We start from the raw sequence: 18,841 nt of genomic DNA, 5'->3' as shown, positions 1-18,841 counted from the left end.
GACGGCATCCTTGTGATGTCGGGTTATCGAACGGAAGCCCGAGGGATCGGGGTACATTACAAATCGTCAAAGAAAAGAGAAAACGGTTGATCGTCCTTGACGATTTTGGCAATAATAATTGAAGCGACTTCAGAATTATTCGATTTCGGATAAGCTGCGGCGTGGTTTCAATCGTGTCCGTATCGCCGCAGGCCCGTATCCGCCGGGGCTGTCGTCCGCGGCCAATCCGGGCGAAGAAAAGACCGGCGGCTCGTATCCGGCGGGCCAAAGGTTGCCCGGCTTTTTGGAGCTCAGTGATGTTTCGCCCAAACAGGCTTTCCACGATCGATTCGCGTTTCGTGCATAGCGCTGTCGTGTGGGTGGTGATTTTTCTTGCGATCCTCTTATTCCCCGGTCCTTCCTCCGCCGAGCGAGTGGTCGACACCGTCGCGGGACTCCAATCCGACGACGGTCCGGCCCTCGAGGCCAACCTGGATTCGCCTTCCGGTGTTGCCGTCGACACCTCGGGGAACGTCTACCTGTCGGACACCAACAATCATCGGATCAGAAAGCTGGATGTGGCCGCCGGTCAGATTCAAACCCTGGCGGGCGGGCAGTCCCCGGGTTATTCCGGCGACGGGGGGACCGCGGCGAAGGCCGGGTTGAACCGGCCCAGGGGCATTGCCGTCGACGCCGCAGGCAACGTCTATTTCGCGGATTCCAACAATCACTGCATTCGAAAAATCGACACCTCCGGCATCATCACGACCGTGGCCGGAACCGGATCCGCCGGTTCGAACGGGGACGGGGGGCCTGCCGCTTCCGCTCGACTGGCCTACCCGTTCGGCATCGCCGTCGATCCTTCGGGAAATATTTATGTCGCCGACCTGGGCAATCACAAGGTCCGAAGAATAGATGCCGCCGGGAATATTTCGACCGTTGCCGGAACGGGCTTATTGAGCAGATTGGGAGACGGGGGACCGGCAACTGAGGCAGGCCTCACAAGCCCGACGGGAGTAGCCGTCGACGGTTCCGGAAACCTGTTCATCAGCGACAGCGGGCGCCATGTCATCAGGAGAGTGGATGTCGGCGGCACAATCGACAGGGTCGCGGGTGATTATGAACAACGCTATCACGGTGACGGCGGTCCAGCGCTCAGCGCCGGCTTGATGAATGCCTACGGAGTGGCCCTCGGTCCAAACAACGACCTCTACATCGCGGACACCTACAATCAGAGAATCAGGAAAGTCACCGACGGCGTCATAAACACGGTGGCGGGAACCGGCTACGGCGGATCGCTCGAGGACGGGATTCCGGCCACCGGCGCAAGGCTCAAGTCTCCTGTTGCGCTGGCGGTGGACTCTCAGAACAATATTTATATCGCGGACACTTACAGCCATCGCATCCGGAGAGTGGACGCCGCGGGCAACATCGTCACCGTTGCGGGCAAAGGAGTTCCCGGCAATGCGGGAGACGGCGGGCAGGCCGTTGCCGCGATCCTCAAATCCCCTCACGGGCTTGCTTTGGGCCCGGACAATTCGCTCTACATTGCGGATCGAACGGACCATCGCGTCCGAAAGGTTACTGCGGCCGGGGTCATCAGCACGCTGGCGGGGACCGGGGAGGAAGGCTTATCGGCTGACGGCGCTGCCGCTGCGTTCGCCAACCTGGACGGTCCTTGCGCCGTTGCCGTCGGTCCTTCGGGAAGCGTGTACTTTTCGGATTCGGGGTCCAACCGGGTCAGGAAAATCGGGCTGGACGGCAATCTCTCCACCGTGGCGGGGAAGGGAGTTGCGGGGTACTCCGGCGATGACGGCCCCGCTGCCGAAGCCCGTCTCAACAACCCGAGCGCCATTGCCGTGGATGGTTCCGAGAGCATCTACATCGCCGACACCAACAATCATCGAATCAGGAAGGTGGACGGCGGCGGCACCATCACCACGGTGGCCGGCAACGGCACGCCGGGCTATTCGGGGGACGGGGCCTCCGCCACGGCCGCGTCCCTCAACTTTCCCAACGGGGTCGCGGTGGACGCCGACGGCAACGTCTTCATCGCGGACACGTCCAATCACCGTGTCCGGATGGTGGATTCCGGGGTCATCACCACGGTGGCCGGCAACGGCACGCCGGGCTACTCGGGAGACGGCGGTGCCGCCGTGTCCGCCTCTCTGAAGGCTCCCCACGGCGTGTGGGTCGACGCCACGGGAGCATTGTACATTGCGGATGCCCACAACTATCGCGTGCGAAAAGTGGCGGGTGGAAACATCGTTACCGTAGCGGGAACGGGAACCCCGGGCTATTCGGGCGACGGAGGGCTTGCCGCGGCCGCGGATTTCCGGTCCGTGCACGGACTGGTGGTCGACGGCTCGGGGAATTTGTTCGTTGCGGACATGGAGAACTCACGCGTCAGGAAGGTGTATGAAGGCTTCCCGGCGATCCCGACGACCCGCACGGTGTGCTCCGCGGGGTGCGGCTACACCTCCATTCAGGCGGCGATCAATGCCTCCACGGACCGGGACACGGTGCTGGTGGGACCGGGCACATACGCCGAAAACCTGAACTTCGGCTCGAAAGGTGTGGCGGCGGTTTCCCTGGAGGGGGCCGAAGGCACCATAATCGATGGAAACGGTTCGGGCACCGTGGTGAGGTTTGATTCGGCCGGTTCCTACCAGGCCCGGCTCGCGGGGTTCACTGTCAGGAACGGCCGGGCGGCTTCCGGAGGGGGCATCCGGATCAGCGGCGCTTCCCCAACCATCGAGGACTGCATCGTCACGCAAAACGAGGCGGTTTCAGCGGGCGGGGGACTGTACCTGGAAAACGGGGCCGCGCCGATTCTGCGGAATTGCGTCGTGACCCTCAACACGGCGGCCTACGGTGGAGGCATTTACTCCTCCGGCAGTTCCCCCCTCATTCAATCCACAACCATCTCGCTCAACACTGCCGGCAACGGTGGCGGCGGGGTTTTTGTCTCTGCCGGAAGTCCGACTTTCATGGGAGGCGTGATCCGGGAAAACACCGCCACCCTGGGCGGGGGCGGGGGTGCGGCATTCGCGAATTCCGCCAGGCCCGTCGTGCAGCGGTTCCACATTGACCATAATGAAAGCGCCTCCGTCGGGGGCGGGCTCCATGTCTACGGCGGCTCCGACCTGTTGGCGGCGAACACCGTCGTATCGTCCAACACGAGTTCGTCCGGCGGCGGAGGCATGCATGTCGACGGAGCCACTGCTTCCGTCTACAGCCTGACCTTCGCCGAAAACACCGGGGACCCCGCGGCGGGAGTCTATTCAAGAAACTCCACGGTTCGCATTCAGAACTCCATCCTTTGGGACACGAGTGCCGCATTGGGTTACGAGGGCACCGAACCCACGGTGAGCACCTCGGACGTCCGGATGTCCGGCGGCACGTATCCCGGTACCGGGAACGCCAATGCCGATCCTCTGTTCAAGGCCGGGGATGCGCAATGTCATCTTCAGGCCGGGTCGCCGTGTGTCAATGCGGGCGGGATAGCCGATTCACCCGCGATCGACACCGATCTCGACATAGACGGCCAGATCCGGTCCCGACTCGGTACAGGCGGCATCGACATGGGGGCGGACGAAGTCTCTTCCTGCACTCCCGTCGCGATCGCCCAGGACGTTACGGTGGAACAGGATCAAAGCCTGGCCGTCACATTGGAGGCAACCGACACGTACGGCAACGCCCTGGCATACACTGTCACGCAATCTCCATCCCACGGCGCGCTGAGCGGCGCCGCTCCCGATCTGACGTACACTCCCGTCACGGGCTATGTGGGTTCGGACACTTTCAGATTCAGGGCGGGCAATGATTATGCCACATCCGCCCCCGCCGTCGTCGCGATCACGGTCAAGAGGCACAACAATCCGCCGGTCGCGACCCACGGTTCCCTGGCGACCGACGAAGACACTCCGGCAAGCGCGCACCTCGCCGGCACCGATCCCGACAGTGACGATCTGACGTATTCGATTGTCGTCGAACCGGTGAATGGCACGGTGGTGATCGACGACGCCGCAACAGGCGCCTATACGTACACTCCGAAACGCAACGGCTCGGGCTCGGACGCATTCACCTTCAGGGTGTGCGATCCTTTTTCCTGCGCCGTGGTTCCCGGGATCATGGAGGTGACCGTCAGGCCGGTGAACGATCGGCCGAGGATTTCAACGATTGAGCCCCAGACCATCTCGGAAGACGCGCATACCGGCGCGCTCCCGTTCACGGTCGGCGATGTCGAAACCCCCGCCGAAGCCCTGGCGGTTACGGGCAGGTCGTCGAACACCGCCCTGGTCCGCAACGCCGACATCGTTTTCCGGGGTGAGGGAGAGAATCGCACGGTGACCGTGACTCCACTGCCCAACAGGAACGGAAAGGTTTATATCACCCTGACGGTCAACGACGGGTTGTTGTCCGCGCAGAGGACATTCCTCCTCACGGTCACTCCTGAAGACGATCCGCCGACAATCACCCCGATCGAGTCGGAGCGGACCAGGGAGAACGTCCCGACGCCGCCCGTAGCTTTCCAGGTCGATGATATCGACAATCCGGTCGAGACGCTTAAAGTCTCGGGCAGGTCCTCAAATACGGCCCTGGTTCCCGACAGGAACATCGTCTTCGGCGGTTCCGGCGCATCCCGCACGGTGACCCTGATTCCGGCTCCCGAGCGGAACGGGACCACGACGATCACGCTCACGGTGAGCGATGGAGCGCTGCACGCCGACACTTCCTTCACGCTCACGGTGCTTCCGGTGAACGGCCGGCCGATCGCCGACGCCGGACCGACTCAGAAGGTGAAAGAGGGTGCCGTGGTGATTCTCGAAGGGTCCAATTCCATCGACCCGGAACGAGAGATCGTTTCTTATGAGTGGACTCAGGTTGGGGGACCGCCGGTGACACTGCGGTCGGGGCCCGAGGGCAGGAGGGCGAATTTCACCGCACCCGGGGGCGACCCGGATGGGATGTCCCTGCTCTTCAGGCTGACGGTGAAAGACGAGGGGGGACAGTCCGCATCGGATACCTGCATCGTCAATGTGACCCGGGCGAACAGGCCGCCCGTCGCAAACGCGGGTCAGGACCGGACCGTGCATGCCGGGGACGTGGTGACGCTTGAAGGTTCGGCCTTGACGGAAAAGGGAATGGAAATCGCCTCATACAAGTGGACGCAAATCAGTGGGCCGCGGGTGTCGCTGTCTCCCTCCCCATCCGGCGACAAGGTGTCTTTCGCGGCGCCCGAGCCCGACTCGGTCGGCGTGTCCCTCATGTTCCGACTGACGGTGAAAGATCACCGCGGGCTGCGTTCCCGCGACGAGTGCATTGTCAACATCACCGGCAGGAACCACACGCCTGCGGCAGAGGCCGGGGGCAACCGGACGGTTCAATCGGGCGCCGAGGTCGTGCTGAACGGGTCCGGGTCCTCGGACCCGGATGACGGCGTGGCGGGCTACCTCTGGAGTCAAACGGAGGGGCCCCCCGTGGTGCTTTCAGACCCGACGGCGGCCCGGCCTGTTTTCACGGCACCGAGGGTGTCTCAATCGACTCGGCTGGTCTTCCGGTTGATCGTGACCGACCACTACGGTTTGCGTTCCAGGGACTCGTGTGTTGTGACCGTGAACCCTTTCGATTGAAGATGGGGCAAAGCCTCCGTGCACTGGGCGCCATGCCGGCGGTGCCGCGCGGGGGCAAGGGTTTGGATTGAAGATCTCCGGCCTGGAGATAGTGAATGGACGACATTTCCCTCTTGATAAAGCCTTCTTCAGCCCGGTGCAATCTTCAATGCACGTACTGTTTTTACAGCCGCGTCAAGGACCTGTATCCCGAGCCCCACACGCTGATGACCCTGGAGACCGCGGAAACACTGATCCGAAAAACTCTGGAGCTCGGGCTGCGGGAGAACAGCTTCTGTTGGCAGGGGGGCGAACCGACCCTCATGGGAATCGGTTTCTTCCAAGAGGTTGTACGACTTCAAAGGCGATATGCGACCCCCGGGCAGATCATCGCAAATTCGCTGCAAACCAACGGGATTCTCCTGGATGACAGGTGGGCGGAATTTCTTGCCGGAAACTCCTTTCTCGTGGGCCTCAGCCTGGATGGACCGCGGGAGTGCCACGACCACTACCGCACGACTCCATCGGGCAGGGGCACCTTCGATCGGGTCATGAGCGCGGCAAAATACCTTGAAGAACGGGGGGCGGAATTCAATATCCTGACTCTGCTCTCGGATCGGAACGTCAATCGGCCCGACGAACTGTACCGGTTCTTCCGCAGACACGGCTTTTCTCACCTGCAATTCGTCCCGTGCGTCGAGACGGACCATTCCACGGGGAGACCTTTTCCTTACTCCGTCGCAGTTCGAGACTTGGGCAGGTTCCATTGCATTCTGTTCGATCTCTGGATGAAAAGCGGCTTCTATGACGTCTCGATCCGTACCTTCGAGGAAATACTGATCGCCTTCATCGACGGTGTCGGCACCTCCTGCGTCATGCGCCCGCAATGTTCCTCTTATCTCGTCGTCGAACACAACGGAGACGTTTATCCCTGCGATTTCTTCGTGTACCCCGAATGGAAGCTGGGAAACATCAACGAAGACTCGTATTCCCGGATCTTCGCCAATCCGCTCAGGAAGAAGTTCGCAGTGATCAAATCGGCCTTGCCGGAACAGTGCCGATCCTGTCGCTGGCTGGACCTGTGCCGGGGCGACTGCCCCAGGTTCAGGCCGCCGGCGGAAAATGGGGAAGCGCACCCGAGCGTGTTGTGCGAGGCGAGGAAAATGCTGTTCCAACAAATGGAGCCGCACTTGCCGCGCATCAGGGAAGAAGCGCTTCGGATTCGACGAAGACGGGAGGGCGCCGGGGTCACCGGCGGTGTGCGTAGAAACGACCGGTGCCCGTGCGGCAGCGGCATGAAATACAAATCCTGCTGCGGCCGCTGAGAAGGGTTTATTCTCCCGGTGCCGAGGACGAGGCATCGCATGCGGAGCCGCATGTTCGTCGATGACGTCGGAGCCTTACTGCCGGACAATCCGGCCTCAATGGTTCGTCCGGCGATTGAGCAGCCGGCATGATCCCGCAAAGGAACGGGCAATGGAAACCATCTCGGAATCGATGAAAAGCCGGCGGCACTTTCTGAAGCTTCTTTCGGCTGGTGCCGCTTCGCTCAGTCTCTGGCCGGGCATCGGCCCTCATATCACTCATGCCGACGCTCAGGCCGTGCCGCAGGGCAAGCCGAACGTGCTCATGTTCGTCCTCGACGACATGAACGACTGGATCGGATGCCTCGGCGGCCACCCGGACGTCAAGACGCCGAACATCGACCGGCTGGCTCAACGAGGCGTGCTGTTCAGGAACGCCCAATGCTCGTCCCCGATCTGCAGTCCCTCCCGCGCCAGCTTCTTTACCGGAATCCGACCCTCCACGTCCGGCATTTACGGGAACTCCCAGGCTTTTCGCAAGATCATGCCGAATGCGGTGACCCTGCCTCAGCATTTCATCGCGCATGGATACCGCTCAATGGGATGCGGGAAGCTTTTCCATTTCATCAAAACCGATTCGCGGTCCTGGCACGAGTTCTTTCCGTCCAGGAGCATGGAGCGACCGTTCGATCCCGTTCCGCCGAACGCTCCCCTGAGCGGTCTGCCGGATGTCAACCAATTCGATTGGGGTCCCATCGACATTGTCGACGAGGAGTTGGGCGACGGAAAGTTGGCGCGCTGGGCGGCCGATGCCCTCAGGAGACGATATGACCGGCCCTTCTTTCTGGGCGTCGGCCTCCTCAGACCGCATGTCCCCCTGTACGTTCCGCGGAAGTACTTCGACATGTATCCGCCGGAATCGATCACCCTGCCGACGGTGAAAGCAAACGACCTCGACGATGTGCCGCCCACCGGCGTGTCCTGGGCGAAGCCCGAACGGCATCAGTTGATCGTGGAGCACGATCAATGGCGAAAAGCCGTGGCCGGGTACCTGGCCAGCGTCAGCTTCGTGGACGCGCAGGTTGGGTGGGTGCTCGACGCCCTGGACGAAAGCCCCTACGTGAACAACACGGTCGTGGTGCTCTGGGGAGACAACGGGTGGCATCTGGGGGAAAAATTGCACTGGACAAAGCTCACCCTGTGGGAGGAATCGTGCCGGGTGCCCCTCATCATCGCATTGCCGGGCCTCACCCCTCCGGGAAGAAAGTGTGCAAAACCCGTGAGCACCATGGACGTTTACCCCACCCTCAACGAGCTTTGCGACCTGACACCCAAACCGGAACTGGAGTGCCGCAGCATCCTTGAATTGCTGCGGAACCCGCAGTCGGACACATGGGACGGACCCCCTGCTCTCAGCACATATATGCCGGGCAATCACTCTCTTCGCGATGAGCGGTATCGCTACATCCGTTACAACGACGGGACGGAAGAGCTTTACGATCTCAAGGCCGACCCGATGGAATGGAACAACCTTCTGGCGGGCGGGGGGACAGGCCCTGCCGGTGTGAGAGATCGCCTGTCCGCCTTCCTGCCGAAGTTCAACGCGCCCCAGGCGCCCCTGGTGCATCGTTTCTGAACGCTTGCGATTCATCTCGCCGGTTTTGCCTCACAACGCGCCGGGGGAGGGGCGGCCGGCGTTAGGCTCCGGCAGCGGCCTTTCCCGGCAAGAGGTCGCCGCCTCCCGGTTGCGCCAGGATTTGCCCGTACCGCGCCACCACTTCTCCCCGCACGATCGTGTAATACAATTTTGCGTTCAAGATGAGTGCATTGGACGGGATGGCATAAAGTTCTCTCCTTGCTACGTCTGATGGGCACATCGATTCGTAGGGGCGGGATTTATCCCCGCCCGCGTCCACCTCCCGACGGGCAGGTGTTGTGTCATCTTGAACGCACCTCGGTATAAACCGGCATGCCCAAGCCTTCCAATCCCTCTCGGGACGGGATGAGCGGAGTATCTTACCTCGTTCACCTCTCCGATTATTGAAAATCTCCCTGGAACAGACTCTAAAGTATTGGAAATTCCAATTTGACCCATCGGCAAATACGGGATAGTTTACAGCCCGGAATTCAAATAACCTGCCAAGGACGCAACGATGTATGCACTTTTCGGCTTCACCTGACGCAGCACCTTCGCTCCTGCCCGTGTTCGGTAGGTGCAAAGCGGGACGAAGCCGGCTTTTCCACGTTTTCCTCAGCTGTTCACCTCCATTCTCCAATTTCCATTGCCAGGCTTTTTTGATGTGAATCGCGAGGCAGAATATGCCGGTCACCGGGACGAACCATGCCGGTCGGATTCTGTGGGAGCGTCCGGGAAGTTTCACAATGATTCGCGTTGAAGACCGCGGAACAGGGACCAGCGGACGCAAGGCGGAGGCGGAGAGACCCCGCCCCTCGTTCGACTCCGACTCCCGCGATTGCGGGGGAAAGCTTTCGGTCTCCCGGCCCGATGCTGCCGTCTTTCACGCAAGCCGGTTTCAGCCCGGGCTCGTTCCTCTCCGCGCATCAGGGGGCTGTCGTTTCCCGAAGCCGTCTTCGGGGAGAGGGATGCCGATCCCGCGCTCGCTGCCCGGCGGAATGGTCGTTGCCGCCGCGCGCTTTCGAGCGGCGGCGTGAGCCGGGAGCATCGTTTCACTGGAGGTCATATCGATATGCAGAACGGATTCGAACCCATTGTCGTTTGTTTCTGCTGCCACTGGTGCTCCTATGCGGCCGCCGACCTGGCGGGCAGCATGCGGCTCCAGTACCCGGCCAACGTGCGCATCGTGAAAGTGCCCTGCACGGGGCGGGTGGACGTCGTTCACCTGCTGCGCACGCTGGAACGCGGTGCCGACGGGGTATTCGTCTCCGGCTGTCTTCCGGGCGACTGCCACTACATTTCCGGAAACAACCGGGTGATCAGGCGGGTTGCGCATGTGAAGGGATTGCTGGCGAGCATCGGGATCGAGCCGGAACGAGTGGAGCTTTACTTCAACTCGGCGGCCATGGCTCCCCAGTTTGCGCAGTGCTGTCGTGATTTCACTGAAAGGATCCGAGAGCTGGGGCCGTGCCTGAGAGCCGCAAAGCCCGAAATCCGTTCAGCGCCGGGAGTGCCGGCCGGGACTTCGGCTTGATGGTTGGGAACCTTGCAGGCGATGCCGGTCCACGGGGGATGTCCCCGGGAGTGGCAGGAGAAAAGGGCAAGCGGTGACGAATGTGCAAGGCTGCGGAAAAGGCGGCTTCAATCCGGATTCGGAGGGCATGATGGCTGAAATCCTTTGCTTCGCATCGCACAACAAAAGAAAAACCGCTCAAAGAGGCTTCAGGGAGTGGCGGCGCATTTTCGGGTCCGCGTTCCACTTCGATGAGAATACCCGTTGGGCCGACCTTCCCGACGAAGTGATCCTGTTCCTGTGCGAAGAAAGCCCGGAAAGGAAGAACAGCCTGTACGACCTGCTGATGAGCGCCCACTGCGGAGGGAGCGCCCGGGACTTCGAGGCCCAGGCGTTCGATCGGCTTACGGGCCTGCTCAACGCCTATTTTCTGATCTCCGATCAGGCGCGATTCGAATGCATGCGCAGGCTCGGGTGGTTGGAGCGAATCATTCGGGAGAACCAGTCGATCGTTGAAATCGTCATGGACGCGGGAAGCTACGAATACTCGTCCGCCTTCGAAGTCCCGGAACCGACGCCGGCGCATCCGGCCTATGAGGAAGACCTGCAGTCGCGCGGCATGGACCGGCCGGCTCTGGTCAGGAAATTCATTCCCGAAGCGCTGAGGCTGTTCAAGGAAAGGGTGAAAAGAGAGTCGCCCGCAACGCAATGACGATGGGCGGCCGGATGTCGATCAGAGGTGATGATGGGTCTCGTGACATTTTGGATTGACGGCCGGCAGGTGAGGGCCAAATCAGGTCTGACGGTCATGGAAGCGGCCGATGAACTCGGTGTCGTCATTCCGCGACTGTGCTTTCACCCGGCATTGAGGCCGAGCGGTTCCTGCAGGTTGTGCGCGGTCGAAATCGACGATTTCCGGGGGCTCCCGGCGGCATGTTCGACACCGGTGGAACCCGGGATGCGGGTGAGGACCGCCACCGCCAGGGTCCTGGATTTTCGGCGCGAAATGCTGCGCGTGATCCTTCAGGACCATCCCCGGGAGTGCCTGGGGTGCCCTCGCAACGGAACCTGCGAGCTGCAGCGTCTGGTTGAAACGGTGGGAATCGATTTTCCCTATTCGCCAGAGGAGTTCGGCAGACATCGCGCAGAACAGGCGGGGCGCTACTTCGAGCGGGATTACGACCTTTGCGTGCGTTGCGGTCGATGCGTGCGCGTCTGCCATGAAGTGCGAGGGGCGAAGGCCATTGTTTTCAGGGAGAAACACGGACGCCAGGAAGTCGGCACCCCTTTTGACCGCCCCCTGGCAGAGACCGGTTGCCAGTTTTGCGGAGCCTGCGTGGACGTGTGTCCCGTCGGTGCGCTGCGGGAAAAGCTTCCTCCCGACGGGAGCGGGGGCCTGCAGGAGATGTCGCAAGGGTGCGGCGAACTGTCGAGTATCGTCATGGCCCTCTACAGGAAGGAATTGCCCCGGAGCGTCAAGACGTCCGTCTGTCCGGTGTGTTCGGCGGGCTGCAGCATGGAGTTCGAGATGGCCGGGGGGGACGGGATCATTCGGGTGCGACCGAGCGTTGGGGAGGCTTCCAACCGCGGCCAGGCCTGCGTTCAAGGTCGTTTCCTGCTGAAGGAATACCTTGGGCGGAGCGATCGTCTTTTGATGCCCATGATCAGAGAAAACGGGTCCTTTCGCGAAACGGGATGGGATGCCGCTTTGGACTTCATTGCCGATCGATTCCTCAGCTATCGTCCGGAGGAAACGGCGGTTCTGACCGATGGGCGTTGCACGAACGAGGAGCTGCGCAGTCTTCGGGAATTTTCTCGGATGGTGCTCCGCACGGATGCGTTCGGATGTGTCTGCCCTCCGGGGCACGCAGCCGCTTCGGAGATACTGCGAGAGACCACGGGGACCCCGGGCGGCATGGGATGTCTTCAGGAACTGGAGCGGTCGGACTGTATTCTCCTGTTGGGGCTCAATCCGCCGGCCAGCTGGCCGATTGCCGGAACCCGGCTGCGCGAAGCGGCTCTCGGCGGAACAAAACTGGTGGCGGCCAATCCCTGCAAGGTGGGGGCGGCGCGTTTTGCGGACGTACACCTGCAACACTACCCGGGAACCGAGACGATCCTGGTTTCGGGACTCATTCGCTTGTTGCTGGATCGGAATGAGGTGCATCCCGATATTGCCGGACGGTGGGAGACGGAATTGAAGGCTCTCGGAGAACATCTTTCAAGCTTTCATCCGGGGGAAGTGTCCAGAATCACGGGAGTGTCTCCCGAAGACCTGGTCGAGGCCGCCTGCCTCATCGGCCGCTCGGAAACGCTGAGCGTGCTGTACGGCTTGGGGGTGGCGGCGTCTCCGCGAGTCGCGGAAACCGTCCGGGCGATGCTCGCGCTGCTCCAGATAAAGGGCAATCTGGGCAAGCCCGGCTGCGTCGTCGCCCCGCTCTATGGAAACGGGAACCTGCTGGGCGCCTGGGAAGCGGGGATGGCCTCGGGCCACCTTTCAGGGTTGCCGGCGCAGGGCGGAGCATATCGTTCCGGCCCCTTTGACGTTCTTGCCGCGATCGACTCGGGAAAAATCAGGGCCCTTTACCTGGCCTGTGAAAGCCTGGAGGGCGATGCACTGGATTCCATCGGACCTTTGCTCGGCAAAGCGGAGTTCGTGGTCGTGCACGACGTGGCGATTCCGCGTGCAATATCGCGCGCGCAGGGGGGCGTGGGCGATGTGTATCTGCCGATGGCGGCGGCACTCGAGAAGGGGGGAAGTTACCTGGCTGGTGGACGCAAGGTGCGACGAATCGAACCGGTTGTTGCTCCGCCGGGGGAAGCCCGGTCCGTCGTATGGGTCGTGACGGAGCTCGCGAGGCGCATGCACGCCCGGGGCTTCGATTCCATGGATTCTCCGGTCTCGGCGGATGAAAGCAAGAGTTGTGTTCCCGCTTGCACGGCAGAGTCGCAAGGATGCGACCGCGGCGGCCCGCGGCCCACAGACCTCTGCCCCGCCGAACCCGGGGGAGAACCCGCACAGCGGTGGATCGGCTGGAAACCCGATGATCCCGGTACCCCGGAAGATCCGAGGGATGCAGAATACCCCTTTGCCGTCATCGTCAAGGAAGCGCTTCGTCCCTATTGCCTGGGACCTCTGCTGGCCCGGGAGTCCGCAGCCTTTTTCGGATCGGATGAGGAATTGGAGATGAATCCCGCCGACGTTTTCGGCATGGGGATGAGCGCGGGGGATGCCGCGCGGGTTGTGACTCGACACGGGGAGTGGGAAGGCCGAATTCGGATCAATGACCTGATCCCCGTCAAAACCCTGGCCGTTTCCGGGTCGATCGTCCGGCTTCATGTTGACCTGCGGGATATCGCCGGCGGCGCATTCGCCGCCAGGGTGGTGAAGAGGTAGTTTCCATGTTTCCCATTGTCCTTCACGAAGAGCTGTCTCCGGGGGTTCACCGGATGAGTGTGAAAGCCCCGGAAGTCGCCCGCAAGTGCGGGCCCGGCCAGTTTGTCATCGTCATCATCGATGAGAAGGGAGAGCGGATACCTTTCACCGTCAGCGGCTGGGACACGGCCGCGAAAACGGTGGACTTCGTCTATGTCGAGGTCGGCAAAAGCACCAGGCAACTGGCAGGGCTCAAACCCGGCGACAACCTGGCGCATCTGGTGGGGCCTCTGGGCAGGGCCGCTGAAATCGATCGCTTCGGTCACGTGGTGGCCGTGGCGAGCGGGTACGGCATTGCGGCCATTGTGCCGGTGCTCGATGCCTTGCGGGCAAAGGGGAACCGCGTCACCACGATCCTTCAGGCCCCCGATGTGGAGCGCATCTTCGGCAGATCGGCTCTCGAACGGTCGAGTGACCGGCTGATCCTGGCTGCCGGGGAGAACGGGCCGGATATGACCGCGAGCGCCACCTTCCCGTTGAGAAGACTCCTGGCCGATCACCGGGGCAGTCCCGTCGATCGCGTGATTGTCATGGGATCGATCTGCCTGATGCGGATCATCAGCGAGATGACCCGGCCTTACGGCGTCAGGACCATGGTGCACCTCACACCGCTCATGGTGGACGGAACAGGGATGTGCGGGGCCTGCCGTCTGAGTGTCGACGGGAACAACCGGTTCGCATGCGTTCACGGACCCGAATTCGACGGTCACAAGGTGACCGGCTGGGATGTGCTCATGGCGCGGCGCTGCACGTATTCCGACGAAAGCGTTCTGCGGCAGGGCTTCCAATGCCGCGGCTGTTCGCAGTGGTAGGTTCAAGGAGTCCGAATGATGAGTGAAGCCGGGGAACACACGGCGCGGCGGGGGGAAACCGGCGGCGGGAAGCCCAGGTTGAATTTGAACCGGCTGGAGATGCCCAAGCAGTCGCCCGGGGAGCGCAGACGCAACTTCAGTGAGGTTGCCACGGGCTACACGTATGAGATGGCCATGGAAGAGGCTTCAAGGTGTATCCAGTGCAAGAAGCGCAACTGCCGGGAGGGATGTCCGGTCAACGTCGATATTCCGGACTTCATACGGTTGCTGCAGCAGGGGAATGTCGAGGGGGCCTCGCGGGTACTGAAGGCCAAGACTTCGCTCCCGGGGATCTGCGGCCGTGTCTGCCCGCAGGAAAGCCAGTGCGAGCATGCCTGCACCCTCAACAAGAAAGGCGCCCCCATCGCCATCGGACGCCTGGAGCGATTCATCGCGGACTGGGAACGCACCGAGGGGACCGTAACGACCCCCGAGATCGCGCCTTCCACCGGGAAACGCGTCGCCGTGGTCGGATCGGGGCCTTCGGGGCTCACGGTGGCCTCGGATCTCGCCATCCGGGGCCACGCCGTGACCATGTTCGAGGCACTCCACGTTGCCGGGGGAGTCTTGATGTACGGTATTCCGGAATTCAGGCTGCCCAAGGACATCGTGCAGCGCGAGGTTCGGTATGTCGCCTCGCTCGGCGTGGACATACGCCTCGATACCGTCATCGGCATCAACTACAGCCTCGATGAGCTGCTCAATGCCGACTATCACGCCGTCTACCTGGCGACGGGAGCGGGGCTCCCGCAGTTTCTCGGGGTTCCGGGGGAAAACCTCAACATGGTTTACTCGGCCAATGAATTCCTGACTCGAACGAATCTCATGAAGGCGTACCTCCATCCGGAGTATGCCACGCCGGTGAAAATGGGCAAGCGGGTGGCCGTGATCGGCGGCGGCAACGTGGCCATGGATTCGGCGCGGTGCGCGGTCCGCCTGGGCGCGCGCGAAGTCTACGTAATTTATCGTCGCACCCGGCGGGAGATGCCCGCACGCCTCGAGGAGGTGGAGAACGCCGAGGAGGAGGGTATCCATTTTCACTTCCTGTGCACTCCCACCGCCTTCATCAGTGACGGCCGGAACAACGTGGCCGCAATGGAGCTTCTGCGCATGAAACTGGGTGAGCCCGATGCCGGCGGTCGCAGGCGGCCCGTTCCCATCCCGGGCAGCGAGTACGCCATGGACATCGACACGGTGGTGGTCTCCCTCGGGACGTCTCCCAATCCTCTTATCGCCTCCACCACTCCGGACCTGGAAACGACCAGGCGGGGAACGGTGACGATCGACGACAAAGGAAAAACCTCCAAGGCGCTCGTATGGGCGGGAGGCGACATCGTTTCCGGAGGGGCCACGGTCATCAGCGCAATGGGCGAAGGCCGGCGCGCGGCCACCGCAATGCACGAATATCTGAGCCGGTAGAAGAAGGTGAACGTATGTCGAACCTATCGCGAAATCTGGTCGGATCGGTCATGGTGGTCGGAGGAGGGATCGCCGGGGTGCAGGCGGCCCTGGACTTGGCCGATACGGGTTATTTCGTGCACATGGTCGAAAAGAGCGAAGCCATAGGCGGCGTGATGAGCGCGCTCGACAAGACCTTTCCCACCAACGACTGTTCCATGTGTATCCTGTCCCCCAAGCTCGTGGAATGTGGGCGGCATCCCAATATCGAGATTCTCACGTTGACGGAGGTCCGTGAAGTGGGGGGAGAAGCGGGGTGCTTCTCCGTGAAGCTCCGGTCGAGGGCCCGTTACATCGATGCGAAGAAATGCATCGCCTGCGGCGTGTGCGCGCAAAAGTGTCCCCGGAAGGTCCCCGATGCGTTCAACCTGGGATTGAACCGGCGCAAGGCGGCTTATGTCAAGTATCCTCAGGCCGTGCCGCTCAAGTACGCCATAGACAGGGAGCACTGTCTCTACTTCGAAAAAGGAAAATGCCGGGCATGCGAGAAGTTCTGCCCGGCGGGCGCCGTCAATTTCGAAGACGAGGACAGGGATTTCAGTCTTGAAGTGGGGAGCATCATTCTGGCTCCGGGATTTCAGACGTTCGATCCGAAAGTTTTCGATACCTACAACTATTCCCGCTTCCCCAACGTTATCACGTCCATGGAGTTCGAACGCGTTCTCTCCCCTTCGGGGCCTTCCGGGGGGCACCTCGCCCGTCCCTCCGACGGAAGGGAGCCCCGGCGCATCGCCTGGCTTCAGTGTGTCGGGTCAAGAGAGCTCAATCGCTGCGACAACGCCCACTGTTCGGCGGTCTGCTGCATGTACGCCGTCAAGGAGGCGGTCATTGCGAAGGAACACAGCCGCGAGCCGCTCGATGCAACCATCTTCTTCATGGACATGAGGACTTCGGGAAAAGATTTTGAAAAGTATTACCAGCGGGCGCGTGAGGAGCAGGGGATTCGCTTCGTGCGATCCCGCGTTCACAGCGTCGAGCAGGCCCGGGAATCGGGGAATTGCCTGATCCGGTATGCCGCCGATGACGGGTTGCCGCGTGAGGAGGAATTCGATCTGGTCGTGCTTTCGGTGGGACTCGAGACGTCGCCGCAGGTTCTCGAGCTCGCCCGCCGGATGGGGATCGCGATCGATGCAGCGCGTTTTGCGGCCACTGCTCCGTTTGCACCGGTTTCCACGTCCGTGCCCGGGATATTCGTTTGCGGGGCGTTCCAGGGTCCCAAGGATATTCCCCAGTCGGTCATTGAGGCGTCGGCGGCGGCGGCCGAGGCGGCTTCGCTTCTCGCGCCGGTGCGCGGCGCCGTCGCAAGAAAACCCGCGGAAACGGCGGAATCCGAGATCTCCGGCGAGGAACCTCCACGTATCGGTGTGTTTGTATGTCACTGCGGCATCAACATCGGGGCGGTCGTGGACGTTCCCGCCGTGAAGGATTATGCGGGAACGCTTTCGGACGTGGCGTACGTGGAAGAGAGCCTCTTCACGTGTTCGCAGGACGCCCAGGATCGCATGAAGGAAGCGATCCGCGAGCACGGTCTGAACCGCGTGGTGGTGGCGTCCTGTTCTCCGCGCACGCACGAACCCCTCTTTCAGCAGACCATCCGTGAAGCGGGCCTCAACAAGTATCTTTTCGAGCTCGCCAATATCCGGGACCAGAATTCCTGGGTACACCAGGATTTTCCGGAGGCGGCCACGATCAAGGCCAAAGACCTGGTACGCATGGCGGTGGCGAAGGTCGCTCTGCAAAAGCCGCTCGAGGAAATTCGACTCAACGTCACAAGGAGCGGGTTGGTCCTCGGGGGCGGTGTTGCGGGCATGGAGGCCGCACTGGCGCTGGGCGGCCAGGGATTTCCGGTGACTCTCGTCGAACGGGGGGACGACCTGGGCGGAAACGCTCGAAAGCTGCTGACCGTCTGGAACGGCGATCCCGTTCGTCCTTACCTGGATTCTCTCATCGAGAGAGTGGAGAACCATCCCCTCATCACGGTTCGCAAAAAAACCGTCCTGAAAGAAGTTCGGGGCTTTGTGGGGAATTTTTGTTCCGTATTGGAATCCGGCGGCAACAGCGAAGAAGTGCATCACGGGGTGGCCGTGATCGCCACGGGGGGACAGCCCCACAAGCCGGACGAGTACGGATACGGCACCGACGGGCGCATCTGTCTCAACACAGAGCTGGATGAAGCCGTTTCGAACCGCCGCAGGTCGTTCGTGGACGCACGGTCCGCCGTTTTCATCCAGTGCGTGGGTTCGCGAGAGCCTGCGCGGCCCTATTGCAGCCGGGTCTGCTGCAGCCACTCCATCGAGAACGCCATACGTCTCAAAGAGATCAACCCGGCCATGGATGTCGTCATTCTCTATCGGGATATCCGCACCCACGGACTTCGCGAAAATCTCTACAGGGAGGCCCGGCGAAGAGGCGTGCTCTTTATCCGTTTCGACGCGGATCGAAAGCCCGAAGTGGAAACCGGAGGGGACAGCCTCCAAGTTACGGTATTCGATCCCATCCTGCAAAGACGGATCGTCCTGCATCCGGATGTTTTGACGTTGGCGAGTGCCATAGAGCCGCGGGAATCGGAAGGGCCGGCGAAGCTGTTCAAAGTCCCCCGGAACCCGGAGGGCTTCTTCCTGGAGGCTCATATGAAGCTCCGCCCCGTGGACTTTGCCACGGAAGGGGTTTACGTGGCCGGCCTGGCTCACTGGCCCAAGCCCCTGGAAGAGAGCATCGCCCAGGCCAAAGCCGCTGCGGCCAGGGCGGCCACTGTCCTGGCCAGGGATTTCATCGTGGCGGGCGGCGTGACGGCCGTCGTGGAAAAAGACAGGTGTTCGGGCTGCCGCGCATGCGTCGAGTGCTGTCCCTTCGGGGCTGTCAGCTACCTGGAACGGGAGGGCCGATGTGAAGTGAACCAGGCGCTCTGCAAAGGCTGCGGAACCTGTGCTTCAGCCTGTCCCTCCGAGGCCGTTTCGCTGATGGGATTCAGTAACCCGCAGATCTACAGGCAGATCGACGAAGCCCTTTCGGCTTGAGGGGGACCGCGGGCCTTCGGCTGAACGTTCGG

At 61.9% G+C, this 18,841-nt stretch carries 9 protein-coding genes; all 9 read left to right on the top strand.

The features are described from left to right. Nucleotides 1-296: 296 nt before the first annotated feature. Nucleotides 297-5,615: an NHL domain-containing protein gene (locus SFUM_RS21755; RefSeq protein ID WP_049766352.1), complete on the top strand. Its 5,319-nt coding sequence runs from the start codon at nucleotides 297-299 to the stop codon at nucleotides 5,613-5,615. A gap of 95 nt (nucleotides 5,616-5,710) precedes the next feature. Then, on the top strand, nucleotides 5,711-6,919 hold the full coding sequence (locus SFUM_RS11160; RefSeq protein ID WP_011699008.1) for an anaerobic sulfatase maturase: 1,209 nt from the start codon (nucleotides 5,711-5,713) through the stop codon (nucleotides 6,917-6,919). 151 nt (nucleotides 6,920-7,070) lie between these two features. After that, a complete protein-coding gene (locus SFUM_RS11155; RefSeq protein WP_011699007.1) occupies nucleotides 7,071-8,534 on the top strand; it encodes a sulfatase in 1,464 nt (487 codons plus the stop codon). Between the two features lie 1,072 nt (nucleotides 8,535-9,606). After that, nucleotides 9,607-10,068: a hydrogenase iron-sulfur subunit gene (locus SFUM_RS11145; protein WP_011699005.1), complete on the top strand. Its 462-nt coding sequence runs from the start codon at nucleotides 9,607-9,609 to the stop codon at nucleotides 10,066-10,068. A gap of 73 nt (nucleotides 10,069-10,141) precedes the next feature. Beyond that, a complete protein-coding gene (locus SFUM_RS11140) occupies nucleotides 10,142-10,759 on the top strand; it encodes a hypothetical protein (protein ID WP_041440331.1) in 618 nt (205 codons plus the stop codon). A 42-nt stretch (nucleotides 10,760-10,801) separates the two neighbouring features. After that, nucleotides 10,802-13,444 carry a molybdopterin-dependent oxidoreductase gene (locus SFUM_RS11135; RefSeq protein WP_011699003.1) on the top strand — a complete coding sequence of 881 codons (2,643 nt, stop codon included), beginning with the start codon at nucleotides 10,802-10,804 and terminating at the stop codon, nucleotides 13,442-13,444. Nucleotides 13,445-13,449: 5 nt separating this feature from the next. After that, a complete protein-coding gene (locus SFUM_RS11130; RefSeq protein WP_011699002.1) occupies nucleotides 13,450-14,295 on the top strand; it encodes a sulfide/dihydroorotate dehydrogenase-like FAD/NAD-binding protein in 846 nt (281 codons plus the stop codon). 15 nt (nucleotides 14,296-14,310) lie between these two features. After that, nucleotides 14,311-15,753: an NADPH-dependent glutamate synthase gene (gltA, locus tag SFUM_RS11125; protein WP_011699001.1), complete on the top strand. Its 1,443-nt coding sequence runs from the start codon at nucleotides 14,311-14,313 to the stop codon at nucleotides 15,751-15,753. Between the two features lie 14 nt (nucleotides 15,754-15,767). Beyond that, nucleotides 15,768-18,809, top strand: a complete 3,042-nt coding sequence (locus tag SFUM_RS11120) for an FAD-dependent oxidoreductase (protein ID WP_011699000.1) — start codon at nucleotides 15,768-15,770, stop codon at nucleotides 18,807-18,809. The last annotated feature ends 32 nt before the right edge of the window (nucleotides 18,810-18,841 follow it).

Source organism: Syntrophobacter fumaroxidans MPOB (genome assembly GCF_000014965.1).
Lineage (GTDB): Bacteria > Desulfobacterota > Syntrophobacteria > Syntrophobacterales > Syntrophobacteraceae > Syntrophobacter > Syntrophobacter fumaroxidans.
This window is presented reverse-complemented; position numbering and strand designations above follow the sequence as displayed.